We start from the raw sequence: 15,044 nt of genomic DNA, 5'->3' as shown, positions 1-15,044 counted from the left end.
TGATGGGCACGCTGCCCATGGACGCCGCGGCGGCCATGGGCAGCGTGCCCATCAGCATGACCATCACGCCGAGCCGAATCCACATCAGGAGCGCGTGGATGATGCCGGAGATGATGAGCAGGCATCCGATGACCAGCAGCAACATGTCCGGCACGCCGCCGTTGCAGTCGATGCCCTCCATCAGGTTGATGAGGCTGCCTCGGAGGAGGTGTTGGGAGTACCGGTCCATGAGGTCGACGAACGTGCCGATCAGAGCGGTCGCGGCGGTGCTGACCAGAAGGACGCGCAGGACGCCCTTGACCGCGGTCTGGCCCGATTCGCCGCGCCGGTCCAGGGCCATCTTGGCGGCGGCGAAGAGGATCGAGCCGCACGCGAGGTAGACGGTGATCCAGCGCGTCTGATTACTGATCTTTGCGGCTGCCTCGTCGTTGGTCGAGTCGATGCCTCCCACGGATTGGAAGATCCCGATGGCGCCGTTGATGACGATTTTGGCCACCATGTTGATCATTGTGCCGATGGGGTCGCCGAACATCCCGAGGAAGTCGAGCCCGCCGTCGCATCCATCGCCTGCTGCGGCCAAGAACATGTCACGCTCCCCACATGATGTAGCCGTCGGGCGTCGCCTGTTTCGCGGATGAGTAGAGGGACCCGTCGTCCAGGAGTGCCACCTTCCAGTCGCCGTCCCGCCAGCGCACGGACACCGTCGTCGACAGGTAGCCGCCCAGGGGGTTGGTGACCAGCAGCCGTACCGTCGCGGAGTCGTCCGAGTACGACTCCGTGGAGAAGCCGGTGAACCTCCCGACGGCGTTGTCCCGCCGGTTCGTCTCCTCGGACTCGGCCTTGCCGGCGACGAAGCTGTCGCGCTGCCTGCCGGGCACGATCTGCTGTTCCGCGACGATGCGCCAGGAGGTGCCGCTCAACTGGACGGGGATGACATGTGCCGCCAGCACCGCCCCGGTGGGCGTGTGGGCGAAGCACCACCACATGGTGGCGTCGGTGTGCAGGGGGCCGGCCGACGGCGAGGTGGGCAACATGATGGTCATGAGCTGACGCCACTTCACATCCGTCGGTGCCGCGGTCGGCCGAGCGGTGTCCCGGTCGTCGGTGCGACAGTTCTCGGGCCGGCCGCCCGGCCCCGTCCGGATCTGCTGTGGATCGCCGGGTGACAGCGGACCGCCCAGTCCGGCGAGCGTCTCCCGGCTGTTCTCGGTGACTTCGGCACCTTTGGGGCCGACCGCGAGGGTCACCAGCGACATGACCACGAAAAAGCCTAGAAAGAGAGCTGAATTGATCCACCCGCGCTGCTTGTAGAAAGGACCGTCGACCGGGTCCCTTTTTCGTTTTGCGCCGATCACGTCGATGGCCCTTCCTGCGGTCGGGTGTACTAGAAGAGGAACTCGACGATGGGGCCCGCGGTGGCCACGAGGACGCAGCCGCCCATCACCATGCCGAGTCGGCTGAAGTGCTCGGAGCTTTCTCCACGCTTCATTGACATGGACATCATGATTCCGGTGATGATGATTCCCGCCACTCCGGCGACGGTGCCGGCCCACGCGGCGATGCCCAGTACAGTGTTCACCGCGTCGGCCAGAGCGCTCGGGGCGCCCGACTTGGGCTGGGGGATGTTGGAAACACTGGAGGAACCGGGAACGGGGGCAGCCAGGTAGTTCTGCGGAAGGGCGAGCAGTGTGTCCTTCATGAGTTTCTCCAGGAAGTGCGACCAATAGGGGTTTGCGGATCTGTTTCGCGGTCAGAGATAGGGCACCAGCACGAAATTGACGAGTGGTCCGGCGGAGATACCGAGGACGCAGGCGCCAACGCTGATGAACGCCCCCCTGAAATAGGTGGCCCCCTCGCCCATTTCGCCGCGGCGCAACTGCAGCGCCATCTGGATGCCCACGATCATCAGGCCCGCCACAGAGGCGGCCGACACGATCCAGGTGAGGAAGCCGAGCAGAGTGCCGACCTCGGGGTCAGGGTTGAAGGAACCGTTGGGGCCGTAGTCGTCGGGGTTGACGTCCGCCTTGAAGATCCCGTCGGTGCGGAAGCTCATCGAGACCTTCCCGCACGTCCGGCCGGAGCCGCGACACGTCGTGCCAGCGCACGCACCGCCCTGGGCAGCTGCTCGACCTCCGCGCCGAGGCGCCAGGCGGGCACCCACGGAACGCGGTGCACCTCGGCCGCCGAACGCAGCACGCGCACGCGTCGGCCGAGCGCGCGCGGCAGCAGCCCCGGCGCGTCGGCGACCAGTACGACGGCGAGGAGCTGCACTCCGGCGGGGTGGTCTCCCGTGCGGAGCGCGTTGAGCGCCTGGGAAGCGGCCCGTATGCCCGTGTTGTGGGTGCGTGCCACCAGCAGCACCTGGCTCGGTTCACCCCTGGCCGGGTCGGGCCACCGGCGGCCGACCTCCACGCCGCCCAGCACCCGGGCGAGCGTGCTCGCCCCGGCCCCGCCGTGCGTCGTGACCCAGGCGACCTGTAGCCCCTGGTGCTGCGACGGCGGCGCGCCGGCCGGTGCGGGTGGCGTGGGCAACCCGGTTCGGGCCGCAGGTCGAGCGGGCCCGGTCGTCGGGGCCTGTTGTGCGGTTGGTGCCGTCGGAGGCGTCGGAGGTGTCGGTGCGGTTGGTGCCGATACCTCCGGTGCCGGTGCGGTCTCTTGTCCGGTCGGTCCGCGGACCCACATCTGTGGGCCGGCGGACGTTGACGAAGGGACGCCCATGCGCATCCACCCCTTCCCTGGTGTCGCGTACTGCGACGGATCCCGAATTGAACTGATGGGCCGTCGTGTCCGTTGCGGCGTGCGTGCCCGCGGTGATCCGTCGGGCAGCGACTACGGGAAATCGGTCGACCTGGTTCAAAGGGCCGGGGGACGCATGTCCGGCAGACGAAGGCAAGGGGTGTGACGGATTGTGGGCGCAAGTGGTGGCGACGACGCGCAGAGTTCCAGCAGTAGCGCCACGTACATCGCCGGCGGCATCGCTACGGGGGTCGTGGGCTGTTTCGTGGCCCTCGTACTTCTCCTGATTCTCCTCGCCGGGACGTTCGTCATGGCCGCTCTCGGATGGATCTTCTGGCCGATCGTGCTCCTCTGCGAGATCGGCATCCTGGACTGCGACAGCGACGGCGGTGGTGGTTCGAAGGTGGACACCACGCAGCTCATAGAGGCGTACAACAGCGACGGACGGGGCGCGCTGAACGAGAACGCCGTCCCCGCGGAATACCTTGAGCGCATCAAGAGCGCCGGGACGGAGTGCTCGCAGATCGGCGCCATCGTGATCGTCTCGCAGATCCAGCTGGCGTCCCAGTTCAACGAGAAGCTGGTCGGTACCGATGGCCGCGAGGGCATCTCCCAGATGCCGCCGGACAAGTTCAAGGAGTTCGGCAAGGACGACGACAGCAGTGGCGAGACCTCGGCCCTGAACGCCGCCGACTCGATCATGGCCCAGGGCAGGTACATGTGCTCACTGGCCAAGGAGATCGACACCCTCATCGCCAACAAGGAGGTCGAGGGCGACGCCCTGAACATGACCCTGGCGGCGTACAAGGTGGGTCTGGACGCGGTCAAGCAGGCGAAGGGTGTACCGAAGCCGGAGGTCTCGGGGGAGGCGCAGAGCTACATCATCGGCGTCAGGTCGTCGTTCGCCCTGTACTCCGCCGACGCGTCCCTGACGGACGAGACGTATCCGAGTCTCAGCGCGCGCCCGACACCCACCAGCAGTTGACCAGCACCGCAAGGAGGCACGACGTGTTCAGCAAACACACTCAGGACCAACAGGCCGGCACCACACAGGACACCGCGCGGACGGAGTCACCCTTCGGTGTGCTGATCGACCACAACGGCAGTACGGCGGTGGACGGCGTTCCCTTTCAGGTGCCCGAGGGTGAACCGGTGCATGTCACCGTGCTCGACCTGATGCACCGTCACGCGCACGCTCGGGGCAGGCCGGTGGAGGCGGTGATACTCGACCAGCAGCGGGGCGACGTCACACTCGTCGAGGTGGCCCCTGACGGTTCGAGCCGAGTCCTGCTCCACGAACTGCACGACGAGACACCCGAGACACCCGAGGCGCAACCTCGCCCCACCGCGGTCCCGCCACCGGCCGCCTCACAGCCTGGGCTGCCCCCGGTCGCCGCCCCGCAGCCTGGGCCGCCACCGGCCGCTGTGCAGCCTTCGCCGCCAACTGCCCCGGCTTCGGCTCTGGTTGAGCCGGCCGGTCCGCCACCAGCCGCCGCGCCGCAGCCTGGCCCGCCACCGGCCCCTGCGCCGCCGACAGCCCCTGCTCCGCCCATGGTTGAGGCGGCCGACCCACCGCCGGCCGTCGCTCCCGCCGCGGTCGCGGCCGTGCCGGTCGCCGCGGAAGCGGTCCCGGAGGAACTCGCCGAGCTCGTCGGGCTGGTCCGCCAGTGTCTGGACACCGGCGCGCTGGAACGGGCGGCGGCGCTCGCCTTCCGGCTGCGGGAACACACGTCACGCACCTACGGCCCCGAACACCTCTACACGCTTGAGGCCCACGCTCTGGAGGGATTCGTCGCCCACCGCAGCGACAACTTCCCCCTCGCCATGGCCACTTGTCTCGAACTCGCCCGGATTCGCCACAGCCAGGGCGACTGGCGAGCCCGTGAGGAGCTGACCCGGGCCACCGCCGCGTGGCTGCGGATCGACGACATGTCGTTGGCCGTCGCCCACGGCCGGAACCTGCTCGCCGCGCTGCTCGCCGTGTGGTCGCGCGGGAACCAGGACGGGCGGACAGTGGCGGAGGCCACATTGCCGGGACTCGTCAATCGCCGTATGCGCGTCCTCACCAACACGTCGGACACCCGAGTGACGGGTGTGGCCTGAGAGACGAAGCCCAGCTCAACGAGGCAACGGCGGCGGGGGAGCCACAGTGGTGGCGCCCCCGCCGCCGTCGTGTGCGCGTGTGCGGCTCCTGGTTTCGACGGAAGCCACAGATCGCTCGTCAATCGCTCGTCAACACGACGTGGAACACGGCTCGCAAGACTCCCAACGCATCGGAGCCACTGACCGGGCCTCGATGCCTGACCTTCACCACGGGGTCAAAGAACGAGGGGAGCTTGATCATGAGCTGGACACTGATGGGATCCGCCGGCGCGAACACCGCCCGTGAACGAGCGATGCGCACGTTGTACGACGACCACGCGAGGGACCTGCACAACTACGTTCTGCGGCTGCTGGGGGGCGACCGGCACAGGGCTGAGGACGTCGTACAGGAGACGCTGCTGCGCTGCTGGCGCACCCAGAGCCTGGACGACGACCAGCCCTTGCGGCCGTGGCTGTTCAGGGTGGCCCGCAACCTCGTGGTCGACGAGTACCGGTTGCGCATGGCCCGCCCCCAGGAGGTCGACGGCACCGCGTGGCTGGACGAGTTGCTGGCGAAGCGCGACGACGTCGATCTGCTGCTCTCCTCGATGATCCTGAGGGAGGCGTTCAAGGCGCTGTCGCCCAATCACCGAGAGGTGTTGTACGAGACGTACTACACCGGCAGGTCGACGCGCGAGGTGGCTCTCGTGCTGGGCATCCCGCCGGGCACCGTCAAATCGCGTCTGTACCACGCGGTGCGGGCGCTGCGCATGGCCCTGGGCATCGTCGAGACCCCGGGTGAAGTGGTCGACGGCAGAGCCCCGGCGCTGTGGCACACGCCCGCGGCGTGACAGACACCTGGTCCGGATCGCAGGCCGCCGTCGTCGTCGACGGCGGCCTGATCCTTAAGCCGTAGGACATCCTCCACGGCCGGCTCGGTGCTCAGGTCGCTCACCTCGCCGTCGGGGTCTCCTGCGCAGGGCGTTCCCAGGACAGGGCCGGGCTCCGAGTCCGTGCCCCGCCGGACGGGACGGCCGCGGCGTGTTCCCGCGGCGGCCGCCCGTGCGCGGCGCCGGTGGCCGCTTCCAGCCATGTCTTGTGTTCCAGGGCGGCGGCGAGCGACTCGCCGCCCTCGCCCGGGATCTGGTTGCGCAGGCGGACCACGGCGATCCCGGCGGACAGCGCGGGGTCCAGGTCGGTGATCTGCAGCCAGAGCGTTTCGGCGCGGACCGCCGCGGCCTCGGCCTGTTCGGCGTCCCCCTGGTAGTGCCACCGCTCGGCGACGTCGCGGAACAACAGCACACCGGCGACGGCGTTCCCGGCGAGGGCGGTGACACGGGCCCTGATCTCGCGGATCCGCAGGGCGTCGGGGTGAGAGATCCCGAGGTCGCCGGAGGCCTGCTCGTCGAGCCGCGCGACGAGCGCGGCGGCCTCGTCGACATGGCCCGCCTCAAGAAGGTCCGTGACCAGGGCCAGGGACTTGGCGTACGCCCCGGTCCCGGCCGGTGGCCCTGCCTCGGGTGCGAGACCGGTGGAGGCCGCCGCGGGGCCGAAGTGGCTCGTCGAGAGCGGCACCGGTTCGTACGAACTCCCGGTGTCCGCCGGCGGATCGGGCCGGACCGACGCGGTGACCGCGGGCTCGGGCCGTGGTACATCCGCTTCGACAGCGCGCGCCGGGACGGAGGCCGGCACACGGGCGTCGGCGGTCTCGTCGATGACCGCCGGTACGCGTGCCGCCGCCGGCTCCGTGGCCGCGTTCTCCGTGCGGTCGGGTTTCTCGGTACGCCTCTTGGGCGCTCTGGCACGCTGTCCGTCACCCGGGAGCTCGCCCACCGTTCCGTCGGGCGAGATGACCAGATGCCACACGGCGCCGTCCGGCTCCGTGGCGTCGGCCCGCACCGGCCGGCCGAGCCGCACCGCCGCCGCGGCCACCGTGTCGATGGCCGAGGCGCGGTTCGGATGCCCGGCCGCGGGCACCAGCGGTCCTGAGGCGTCGACCCGGCCGTCGTCCCGCACGGTCAGGGCGTAGACCGGCCACGCGGGCAGGTCCGTGGTCTCGTACGTCGTAGGCATGAATACCTCCGGGCTATGGCGGGCTAGGGGACGGTGACGTCGGCGACGCGCCATGTCTCGTCGGCTGCCGTGCGGGTGAGGCGCACGTACGCCACGACGGTGGTGGGCTCGCCCTGCCACCCGTCGCGGCCGGACGGGGTGGCGGTGACGGTCCACTGCCGCCATGCCTCGGTGCCGGTGTCGGCGGGCTTGGCGGCGTCCTCGGCCTTCCGCAGTGTGACGACGGTGTGGGCGCGGTGGTCGGTCCACTCGCGCCACTGGGCACCGGGAGCCGAGCGTGCCCGGTGTGCGCGCAGCCGGGTGGCGTACGCCTTGGTCAGCCAGCCGGCGTCCGCGGCACGCAGGCCGGCGTCGTGCGGGCCGCTGTCGACGGTGGCGTCGTACGTCCACATCACCGTGAGTGCGCCCCGGCCGACCGCGTCGGCGTTCCGCCGGTCGACGTCCGCGGGCCGCGGGACATCACCTTCGGGTGTGCCTTTGAAACCAGTGGGCAGGGGCGCGGCTTCGCTGGGGCCGGGCGGGGTCGGGTACGAGCCCGTGCCGGTCGCGGCGGAGGACGATGGCGGGACGGCCGCGTCCTGTTCGCCGCCGGAGCCGCATCCCGTCGCGGTGAGGACACAGGCGAGCACGGTCGCGACCACCGCGGTGGTACTCCGTGTACGGGGAGAGGTCATCCGAACCGCCTCACCTTTTGAGGCCTGCCGGCGTAGTAGGGCTCGTCGAGGTTGCTGATCTTGACCACGTCGCCGGTCTTCGGCGCGTGCAGGAACTGCCTGTTGCCGATGTAGATGCCGATGTGGTCGAAGCTGCCGTTCAGGTTGAACCCGATCACGTCACCGGGCCGTATCTCAGAGGGCGACACCTCCTCGCCCACGGTGACCTGAACCTGGGAGACGCGCGGCAGCAGCGTCTCGCCGTCGCTGGCGTGGTAGACCGCGTACTGGACGAGGCTGGAGCAGTCGAACCCGACGGTGTTCGCACCCTGCGCGAACCCTCGGCCGGGGCCTTCAGGACCGCCACCGCCCCACGAGTACGGGGTGCCGAGCCATTTCTTGGCGTTGGCCACCACCCGGTCCCCGAACTCGCCTCCTCCCTCGGCTTCTCCCTCGGCCTGTTCGGTGCCGGTGAAGTCGGCCATCGACGTGATGATTCTGGTGACGTAGGTCTGCGTCTCCGGGTACGGAGGTACGCCGCCGTACTCCTGGACCGCACCGGGGCCCGCGTTGTAGGCGGCGAGCATCAGCCGCGTGGGATCGCCGCCGACGTTCATCTTCTTGACCTTGCCCGCGAGCCAGCAGTCGTAGCGGGCCTGGGTCATGATGGCGTCGCCCGGGGTGAACGGGTCGGCCACGCCGTCCGGTCGGGCCTCACCATTCTTGCCTGCGGCATCCACGCCCCATGTCGCCCAGGTGCCGGGTATGAACTGACTCAGTCCCTGGGCCCGGGCGGGGCTGACCGCGGTGGGGTCCCAGTTGGACTCCGCCTGGATCTGTGCGGCCACCAGGGGAGCACTGACCTCCTCGCACTGTTGGCCGGCGCGCTCGATCCACGGCCCGAACTCGGGTGGCACCTGTTTGGCGTCGAGCGTGGTGGCGAAGCCGGCGGGAGCGGCGTCCTGTTCCTGTTCCTCTTCCACGGCGCCCACGACTGCCAGGCCGACCAGGGAGCCGAGCAGACCCAGGACGGCACAGCCCGTCACCAACATCGTCGATTGTCGCTGCGCGGTCGGACCGGTCATGTGCAACTCCCCAAACGGGTCTGGGATGCGGGAAGACATGCGATGCGCTGAGGCCTCAACTGCCCCTGGAATTCCCATGTCTGAAAACTAGTGACTTGCCATATCTTGCCAACGTATGCGTACTATCAGCGTATTGTGCTGACAGTCGAAGGAGATGCCGTGGCGGGGGATGTGCCGGTTGTCAATCCCTGGTTGCCGCAGTCGCGCCCTTCCGGGGGCACCAACGGGAAACCTCGGCGATCGGTTCAGGACGTGTCGACGGGGCTCACGGGCCCCGAGGCGCCACAAGGCGCCGGAGTGCCACGGCCTGAGCGGGCACTGCCCGTCGCCCGGCCGCAGTCGGACACCGATGACGACTGGTGGTGGCTGGGTGTGCACGGCGGCGCGGGTGTCACCACGCTGGAGCAGGCCGTGCCCGGCGGCCGGGACGCGAACCGCGCCTGGCCCATGTCGGCGCGGTCCCGGTCGGTCGTGCTCGTCGCCCGCTCCAGCGCGAACGGCATCGCGGCCGCGCAGAACGCGGCGCAGCAATGGGGGTCGGGCATGGTCACCGGCGTCGACCTGCTCGGCCTGGTCGTCGTCGCCGACGCCCCCGGCCGGCGTCCCCGCATCCTGCAGAACCTGGTGCGGCTGGTCTCCGGCGCGGTGCCCCGCCTGTGGGAGATCCCCTGGGTGGAGCCCTGGCGGCTCGGCGGATCGCCCCTGGAGAACATCCCCAAGCAGTGCGCGCCACTGGTGCGCGACCTGACCCGACTCACCCGACCCACGTAGGGAGAGACACGTTGTCCAGCTTCCTGGCGGCCGCTCTGGACGCCTCACCGCACATCGCCCCACTTGCCGACCTCGCCGCGGCGCCTCCTCGGCCCACGGGCGTACCGGACGTCGGCGGGGGAGAGGCGCCGCCCGGCGCCGAGGACCTGTTGACCGTGCTGAAGTGGGTGGCCTGGAGTGTCACCGCCCTGTGCGTGGCGGGCATCTTCAGCGTCGCCGCCAGGATGGCCGTCGACCACTCCCGAGGAGGCGGCCGCGAGCACGCCAGGGGACTCGGCTTCGTACTGGGCGCGTGCCTGCTCATCGGCTCCGCCTCCGGCATCGTCGGCGCGCTTGTCTAGGGGGACCGGTGAACTCTCCGGCACCTGTCGGTCCGACCGACCACCCGTCACCCGGCAACCCACGAGGATGAGGTAGAGAACATGGCAGAGCCCGGCAACCGGGTGGCGGCCGGCGAGCCGCGCAGCCCGTGGCTGCGTGGCGGCTTCGTCCTCGCCGCCGCGTTCATCGGCTTCATCGCCGTCATCGGGGCAGTGCTCGGCGTCGCCTCGGACATCTCGGGCGACGACGGCTCGACCACGGCGAAAGAGCCCACCACAGGCGCCGCCGGCCCGTCGTCGGCCGCGTCCACCGACGCCGGAACCGCGTGCCCCGAACCGGCCGACAGCCCGCAGGACGTGCCCAACTCGGCCCCCACCGGGGTGACTTGGACCTTGTACGACACTGTCGCCCTCCCCTCCTCGAAGAAGGCGGGCCCCGCCGTGGCCGGAAAGGACCTGGCACGCTGCTACGCCCACACGCCCGTCGGCGCCCTGCTGGCCACCAGCCAGATCAGCGTGCGCTACCTGGCCGCGGACGACTGGCTGGAGGTGACCCGTACCCAGACCGTCGGCGCGGGCCGCGACGCCTACATCGCCGACCGGACCAAGGCGGAGCAGACGGCGGCCCCGGGCCCGGACGACGGCGCCCACGGTCAGATCGCCGGATTCAGGTTCGTCACCCACAACGACACCACCGCGGTGATCCAGACCGTGTGGCGGTTCCCGGACGGCCGGATGCAGGCCGCCACCACGACGGTGCTGTGGCAGGACGGGGACTGGCGGCTGGAGTACCCGGCCGACCCGCCGGACCCCACCCCGGTCGACTCCCTCGCCGGATACACCCCGTGGGGAGGTGTGTGATGGCGGGCTGCGACTTCGGCTTCGTACCTCCCACGGTCGGCGGCTTCTGCGTGGGCGACGGGACGGGGACCGCCCCCAAGGACCTCGGCGGCAGCGGGTTCGACGAGATAGCCGAGAGCGCCGCACAAGCGGCGAGCACCACCGTCAAGGCCATCGGCGGTGCCTGGATGGGCCTGGGCAGTCCCGACCTGACCGACGACAACGGCCCGGTGGCGTTCCTGCGCGGCTCCACGCTCTGGTTCACCACGTTCACCGCCGTGCTGTGTCTCCTGGTGGCGGCCGGGCACCTCGCCTGGCAGCGCCGCGGCGAACCCGCACGGCAGGCCCTTCAGGGGCTGCTCAACCTGGTGGTGGTCTCCTCGGCCGGGGTCGCCACGGTCAATCTGCTGGCCGAGGCGGGAGACAAGTTCAGCGTCTGGATCATCGACAGGTCCACCGGCTGCCGGGAGATCAGCGCCACCGGCGACCCGGTGGAGAGCTGCGTGGCCGAGTTCGACAAACGGACCTCGGCCATGCTGGCCCTCGGCGACGCGGACTCGTCGTTCCTCGTCCTGTTCATGGCCGTGCTGGTGATCGTCGGCAGCGTCACCCAGATCGCGTTGATGATCGTGCGCATGGCCATGCTGGTGATCCTCACCGGCACGCTGCCCCTGGCGGCGGCGGCCAGCTCCACCGCCACGGGCCGGGTCTGGTTCCGCAGGTCCGTCGGCTGGCTGCTCGCCTTCGTACTGTACAAACCGGCCGCGGCCGTCGTGTACGCGGCCGCCTTCTCGATGTCCGGCCGGACGGAGGAGAACGACGTCGTCTCCATGGTCTCCGGCGTCGTCCTGATCGTCCTGGCCTGCTTCACCCTGCCGGCGCTGATGCGGTTCGCCGCACCCGTCGTACAGGCGGCGGCATCCGGGACGGGACGCGTGGCCGGGGCTGCCGCCGGTGCCGGCACCGGCGGCTCGGCCGGAGCCGTAGGAGCGCTGTCCGTTCCGCACCTGCGCGGCCCGGCCGCCGGCCGGTCGGTGTCCGGGGCCGCCGTGAGCGCGGACGGGCAGACAACGAGCGGCGCGCGGGCCACTCCCGGCGCGGCGGCGAGCGGGCTCGGCGGCAGCGGCGCGCGCACCGTCCAGGGTGCGGCGACGGGCGGCCCGGGAACCAACGGCGCGCGCGCCACCCCCGGCGCGGCGGCGAGCCCCGCGGGCACCACCTGGCTGGCACAGCCGGTGGACCCGGCCGGCACAGCGGAACAGGTGGCCACGGAGGACCCCGGAGAGACACGGCCCGAGCACCGGTGGGAGGCGGCGGCCCCCGTTCCGTCGCCGGCCCGGCAGCACACCGACGAACAGCAGGAGGAGTCCCGTGGCAGCCACTGAAGCTACCCACCCCCGCACCTACGGCAACTTCCGCAAGCCCCGCACCTCCGGCCTACGAGGTCTGTCCCTCGGGGCGACCCTGCTGCTGTTCGCCGGGCTCATCGCCGTCGTCCTGGCCACACTGATCTCCCTGTGGGCCGCACTGGCCCTGGCCGTGGTGCTGGTGGTGGTGCTGGCCCCGCTGGCACTGCGGGACCGGCACGGCCGCACCCTGATGCAGCGGGGCGCGGTCCGGATGGCGTGGCGGCGCACCACTGCCTCCGGCGGCCATCTGTACCGCTCGGGTCCGATGGGCAGGGCCGGCTTCGGCACCTGCCAACTGCCGGGCCTGGCCGCCGAGTCCACCCTCACGGAGGCACAGGACGGCTACGGACGACCGTTCGCCGTGATCACCATCCCGGCCACCGGACATCACACCGTCGTCATCTCCTGCGACGCGGACGGAGCCGCCCTCGTCGACGAGCAGCAGGTCGACATCTGGGTGGCTCACTGGGGTCAGTGGCTGTCCGTCCTGGGCGCCGAGCCGGGCCTCGTCGCCGCGAGCGTCACCGTGGAGACCGCACCCGACTCCGGAGTCCGGCTCCAGCAGGAGATCGCGGCCAACGCCGTCGACGAATCCCCCGAACTGGCCAGGCTGATGCTGCGGGAGGTACTGGCCGCCTATCCCGCGGGCTCGGCGCAGATCGCCACGCGGATCGCGCTGACGTACTCCGGCGCGGCCCGCGAGGGCGCACCCCGCCGCAGCGCCGAGGACATGGCGCTGCACATCGGTACGCGCCTGCCGGGACTGACCGCCGGGCTGTCCATGACCGGCGCAGGCACGGCCGTGCCGATGACCGCGACCGAGCTCGCCGAGGCGGTGCGCGTCGCCTACGACCCGACCGTGGCGCCGCTGGTGGAGGAGTCGCGGGCCTCCGGCGGCAGCGGACTGACCTGGGACCAGGCCGGACCCATGGCGGCCCAGGAAGCCTGGGACCACTACCGGCACGACGGGGTGTTCAGCGTGACCTGGGCCATGACGGAGGCACCCCAGGGCGAGGTGTTCTCCAACGTGCTGACCGGCCTGGTGCAGCCCAACCGCGACATCGCCCGCAAACGGGTCACGCTGCTGTACCGCCCGCACAGCCGAGCCGAGGGAGCCCGAGTCGTCCAACAGGACTACAAGAACGCTCTGTTCAACGCCCAGCAGTCGCAGATCGGGCAGGCACGCGACGACGCCGAGCTGACCGCGGCGCGCAGGACCACCGAGGAACAGGCCCAAGGACACGGAGTCATCCGCTTCGGCCTGCTGATCACGGCGACCGTCAACTCCGCGGACGCGCTGACCGCGGCAGCCGCGGCCATCGACAACCTGGCACCCGCCGCGCGCATCGCGGTGCGGCCGGTCTACGGCTCACAGGCGGCGGCGTTCGCCGCGGCGCTGCCGCTGGGCCTTGTACTCCCGTTGCACACGGCGTTGCCGCAGACGGTACGGGACTCGATGTAGGGCTCGAAGAACCCGCAGCAGGACCCCGATCAAGGACAACTCGGTCCAGGACGACCCGGTCCAGGCCGACTCGACTCAGTACAACTCGGTACAGGGGAATTTCGATGGTGAGCAAGACCAGGGAACACCGTCCGCCGCGCCCCACCTCCCGGGGCTGGCCCGGCCACGGCGGCGGAATGGTCGGTTACGTGGATCCCGCACCGGAATGGCGTGGAACCTCGGTGCAGGTGTGCGGCTTGTGGCCGTTCGGCGCCGGCGCCGGAACCCCCATGATCGGGGTGCCACTGGGCCGCGACCTCGACTCCGGCGCCACCGTGTGCTGCGACCCCGTGTCGTGGTTCACCCGTACGGGCCTGCTGGCCAACCCCTCGATGTTCGTGCTGGGCCGCCCCGGGCTCGGCAAGTCGACCGTCATACGGCGGATGGCGCTGGGCCTGTCCGGCTACGGCGTCCACCCGCTGATCTTCGGCGACCTCAAGCCCGACTACGTGGACCTGATCCGGGCGATCGGCGGACAGGTCATCAGCCTGGGCAGGGGCCGCGGCAGCCTCAACGTGCTGGACCCGGGCGCGTCCATCCAGGCCGCGGACCGGCTCACCGGCGACGCGCGCCAGCGGCTGCTCGCCGACATCCACGGCCGCCGCCTGCACATGGTCTCCGCGCTGGTGACGATCCTGCGCTCGGCGCCGCCGACCGACCGCGAGGAGACGATCATTTCGGCGGCTCTGAACGTCCTCGACGACCGGCACCCCTCGGGCTCGGGTTACATACCGGTGCTCGGCGACCTGGTCCAGGTCATCAAGGAGGCCCCGCAGGCCGTGCGGTCGGTCGCTCTCGACCGCGGCGACATCACCCGCTACCGGGACATCACCGAGAACCTGGAGGCGTCGCTGACCGCGCTCCTTGGCGACGGCCGGCTGGGCGGCACCTTCGCCAGACCGACCACCGAGCCGATGAAGCTCGACCGGCCCGTCTGCTTCGACATCAGCGGCATCGACGACAGCGAGGTCCTGCTCCAGGCGGCGGCACTGCTGTCCTGCTGGTCGTACGGCTTCGGCGCGGTCTCCGCCGCGCACGCGCTCGCGGACGCCGGCCTGGAGCCACAGCGCAACTATTTCCTCGTCATGGACGAACTGTGGCGTGTCCTCCAGGCGGGCCGGGGCCTGGTCGACCGGGTCAACGCGCTCACCCGCCTGGACCGTCAGCGCGGAGTGGGCCTGGCCATGATCACCCACAGTCTCGACGACCTGCTCGCCCTGCCCACCGAGGAGGACCGCACCAAGGCCAAGGGCTTCGTCGAACGCGCGGGCATGGTGATCTGTGCGGGCCTGCCCCCGGCCGAGATGCCGGGGCTCGCCCAGATCGTCGAACTGACCGACCCCGAGAAGCGTCTCCTGGTGGACTGGTCCACCCCGCCCGCGTGGGACGGCGCGGCCGGCCGCCGTACCGCCCCGCCCGGCCTCGGCAACTTCCTCATCAAGGTGGGAAACCGCCCCGGAATCCCCCTGCATGTGGATCTGACGGCGGCGGAGCTGGAGGTCAACAACACCAACAAGAGGTGGAACAAGTAGCCGGACGCACGGTCGTCCCGGCAACGGAAAGCAGCCGGGGCC

General features: G+C 70.6%; 16 protein-coding genes and 1 pseudogene. 9 read left to right on the top strand and 8 right to left on the bottom strand.

All coding sequences use genetic code 11. From position 1 onward, the window contains the following. From AOK01_RS05370 to AOK01_RS05350, 5 genes and pseudogenes are all read right to left on the bottom strand, one after another. Positions 1-586: pseudogene (locus tag AOK01_RS05370) on the bottom strand (hypothetical protein); the annotation flags it as partial. Between the two features lies 1 nt (position 587). Beyond that, entirely contained in the window at positions 588-1,256 is a 669-nt protein-coding gene (locus AOK01_RS05365; protein WP_055508943.1) for a DUF8175 domain-containg protein, read from the bottom strand. Between the two features lie 128 nt (positions 1,257-1,384). After that, a complete protein-coding gene (locus AOK01_RS05360) occupies positions 1,385-1,699 on the bottom strand; it encodes a hypothetical protein (protein WP_055508941.1) in 315 nt (104 codons plus the stop codon). A gap of 51 nt (positions 1,700-1,750) precedes the next feature. Beyond that, positions 1,751-2,053, bottom strand: coding sequence for a hypothetical protein (locus tag AOK01_RS05355; protein ID WP_245702109.1), 303 nt, complete (start codon positions 2,051-2,053; stop codon positions 1,751-1,753). Further along, complete coding sequence (locus tag AOK01_RS05350) at positions 2,050-2,532, bottom strand: DUF6668 family protein (protein ID WP_245702107.1); 483 nt, start codon at positions 2,530-2,532, stop codon at positions 2,050-2,052. The genes AOK01_RS05355 and AOK01_RS05350 overlap by 4 nt, the downstream gene beginning before the upstream one ends. Positions 2,533-2,908: 376 nt before the next feature. Here AOK01_RS05350 and AOK01_RS05345 point away from each other — a divergent pair, with 376 nt between their 5' ends. The 3 genes from AOK01_RS05345 (at position 2,909) to AOK01_RS05330 (ending at position 5,669) form a co-directional block, all read left to right on the top strand. Then, complete coding sequence (locus tag AOK01_RS05345) at positions 2,909-3,721, top strand: lysozyme family protein (RefSeq protein WP_055508939.1); 813 nt, start codon at positions 2,909-2,911, stop codon at positions 3,719-3,721. A gap of 23 nt (positions 3,722-3,744) precedes the next feature. Next, on the top strand, positions 3,745-4,839 hold the full coding sequence (locus tag AOK01_RS43360) for a hypothetical protein (RefSeq protein WP_157871190.1): 1,095 nt from the start codon (positions 3,745-3,747) through the stop codon (positions 4,837-4,839). Positions 4,840-5,078: 239 nt separating this feature from the next. Further along, the gene (locus AOK01_RS05330) at positions 5,079-5,669 is read left to right on the top strand and encodes a sigma-70 family RNA polymerase sigma factor (protein WP_079103172.1); all 591 of its coding nucleotides are present in this window, start codon (positions 5,079-5,081) and stop codon (positions 5,667-5,669) included. A gap of 100 nt (positions 5,670-5,769) precedes the next feature. On the opposite strand, the gene AOK01_RS05325 is transcribed toward AOK01_RS05330, so the two are convergent. From AOK01_RS05325 to AOK01_RS05315, 3 genes are read right to left on the bottom strand one after another with little or no spacing between them, the layout of a single operon-like run. Beyond that, entirely contained in the window at positions 5,770-6,891 is a 1,122-nt protein-coding gene (locus AOK01_RS05325) for a hypothetical protein (protein WP_055508933.1), read from the bottom strand. A 23-nt stretch (positions 6,892-6,914) separates the two neighbouring features. After that, positions 6,915-7,565 carry a hypothetical protein gene (locus AOK01_RS05320; RefSeq protein WP_157871189.1) on the bottom strand — a complete coding sequence of 217 codons (651 nt, stop codon included), beginning with the start codon at positions 7,563-7,565 and terminating at the stop codon, positions 6,915-6,917. Then, complete coding sequence (locus AOK01_RS05315) at positions 7,562-8,629, bottom strand: C40 family peptidase (RefSeq protein WP_055508931.1); 1,068 nt, start codon at positions 8,627-8,629, stop codon at positions 7,562-7,564. The genes AOK01_RS05320 and AOK01_RS05315 overlap by 4 nt, the downstream gene beginning before the upstream one ends. Before the next feature lie 297 nt (positions 8,630-8,926). On the opposite strand from AOK01_RS05315, the gene AOK01_RS05310 reads away from it, so the two are divergent. The 6 genes from AOK01_RS05310 to AOK01_RS05285 all read left to right on the top strand — a co-directional run bounded on the left by AOK01_RS05310 (position 8,927) and on the right by AOK01_RS05285 (position 15,002). Beyond that, complete coding sequence (locus AOK01_RS05310; protein WP_055508929.1) at positions 8,927-9,400, top strand: DUF6668 family protein; 474 nt, start codon at positions 8,927-8,929, stop codon at positions 9,398-9,400. An 11-nt stretch (positions 9,401-9,411) separates the two neighbouring features. Beyond that, positions 9,412-9,741 (top strand): hypothetical protein, encoded by a 330-nt coding sequence (locus AOK01_RS05305; protein ID WP_198427899.1) that lies wholly within the window; start codon positions 9,412-9,414, stop codon positions 9,739-9,741. 81 nt (positions 9,742-9,822) lie between these two features. Continuing rightward, the gene (locus tag AOK01_RS43355) at positions 9,823-10,581 is read left to right on the top strand and encodes a DUF8175 domain-containg protein (RefSeq protein WP_055508928.1); all 759 of its coding nucleotides are present in this window, start codon (positions 9,823-9,825) and stop codon (positions 10,579-10,581) included. Continuing rightward, complete coding sequence (locus AOK01_RS05295; RefSeq protein ID WP_055508927.1) at positions 10,581-11,945, top strand: hypothetical protein; 1,365 nt, start codon at positions 10,581-10,583, stop codon at positions 11,943-11,945. The genes AOK01_RS43355 and AOK01_RS05295 overlap by 1 nt, the downstream gene beginning before the upstream one ends. Next, positions 11,932-13,431, top strand: coding sequence for an SCO6880 family protein (locus AOK01_RS05290; protein ID WP_055508925.1), 1,500 nt, complete (start codon positions 11,932-11,934; stop codon positions 13,429-13,431). Before AOK01_RS05295 ends, AOK01_RS05290 begins: the two co-directional genes overlap by 14 nt. Positions 13,432-13,535: 104 nt before the next feature. After that, on the top strand, positions 13,536-15,002 hold the full coding sequence (locus tag AOK01_RS05285; RefSeq protein WP_055508924.1) for an ATP-binding protein: 1,467 nt from the start codon (positions 13,536-13,538) through the stop codon (positions 15,000-15,002). Positions 15,003-15,044 lie beyond the last annotated feature (42 nt).

Origin of the sequence: Streptomyces aurantiacus, from assembly GCF_001418335.1 — a bacterium.
GTDB classification, from domain to species: Bacteria; Actinomycetota; Actinomycetes; order Streptomycetales; family Streptomycetaceae; genus Streptomyces; species Streptomyces aurantiacus.
This window is presented reverse-complemented; position numbering and strand designations above follow the sequence as displayed.

What these genes read in the sequence shown, in the direction of transcription:
- AOK01_RS05365 (WP_055508943.1), bottom strand. Translation starts at nt 1,256, where the DNA reads ATGTCGCTGGTGACCCTCGCGGTCGGCCCCAAAGGTGCCGAAGTCACC.
- AOK01_RS05360 (WP_055508941.1), bottom strand. Translation starts at nt 1,699, where the DNA reads ATGAAGGACACACTGCTCGCCCTTCCGCAGAACTACCTGGCTGCCCCC.
- AOK01_RS05355 (WP_245702109.1), bottom strand. Translation starts at nt 2,053, where the DNA reads ATGAGCTTCCGCACCGACGGGATCTTCAAGGCGGACGTCAACCCCGAC.
- AOK01_RS05330 (WP_079103172.1), top strand. Translation starts at nt 5,079, where the DNA reads ATGAGCTGGACACTGATGGGATCCGCCGGCGCGAACACCGCCCGTGAA.
- AOK01_RS05325 (WP_055508933.1), bottom strand. Translation starts at nt 6,891, where the DNA reads ATGCCTACGACGTACGAGACCACGGACCTGCCCGCGTGGCCGGTCTAC.
- AOK01_RS05320 (WP_157871189.1), bottom strand. Translation starts at nt 7,565, where the DNA reads ATGACCTCTCCCCGTACACGGAGTACCACCGCGGTGGTCGCGACCGTG.
- AOK01_RS05315 (WP_055508931.1), bottom strand. Translation starts at nt 8,629, where the DNA reads ATGACCGGTCCGACCGCGCAGCGACAATCGACGATGTTGGTGACGGGC.
- AOK01_RS43355 (WP_055508928.1), top strand. Translation starts at nt 9,823, where the DNA reads ATGGCAGAGCCCGGCAACCGGGTGGCGGCCGGCGAGCCGCGCAGCCCG.
- AOK01_RS05295 (WP_055508927.1), top strand. Translation starts at nt 10,581, where the DNA reads ATGGCGGGCTGCGACTTCGGCTTCGTACCTCCCACGGTCGGCGGCTTC.
- AOK01_RS05285 (WP_055508924.1), top strand. Translation starts at nt 13,536, where the DNA reads ATGGTGAGCAAGACCAGGGAACACCGTCCGCCGCGCCCCACCTCCCGG.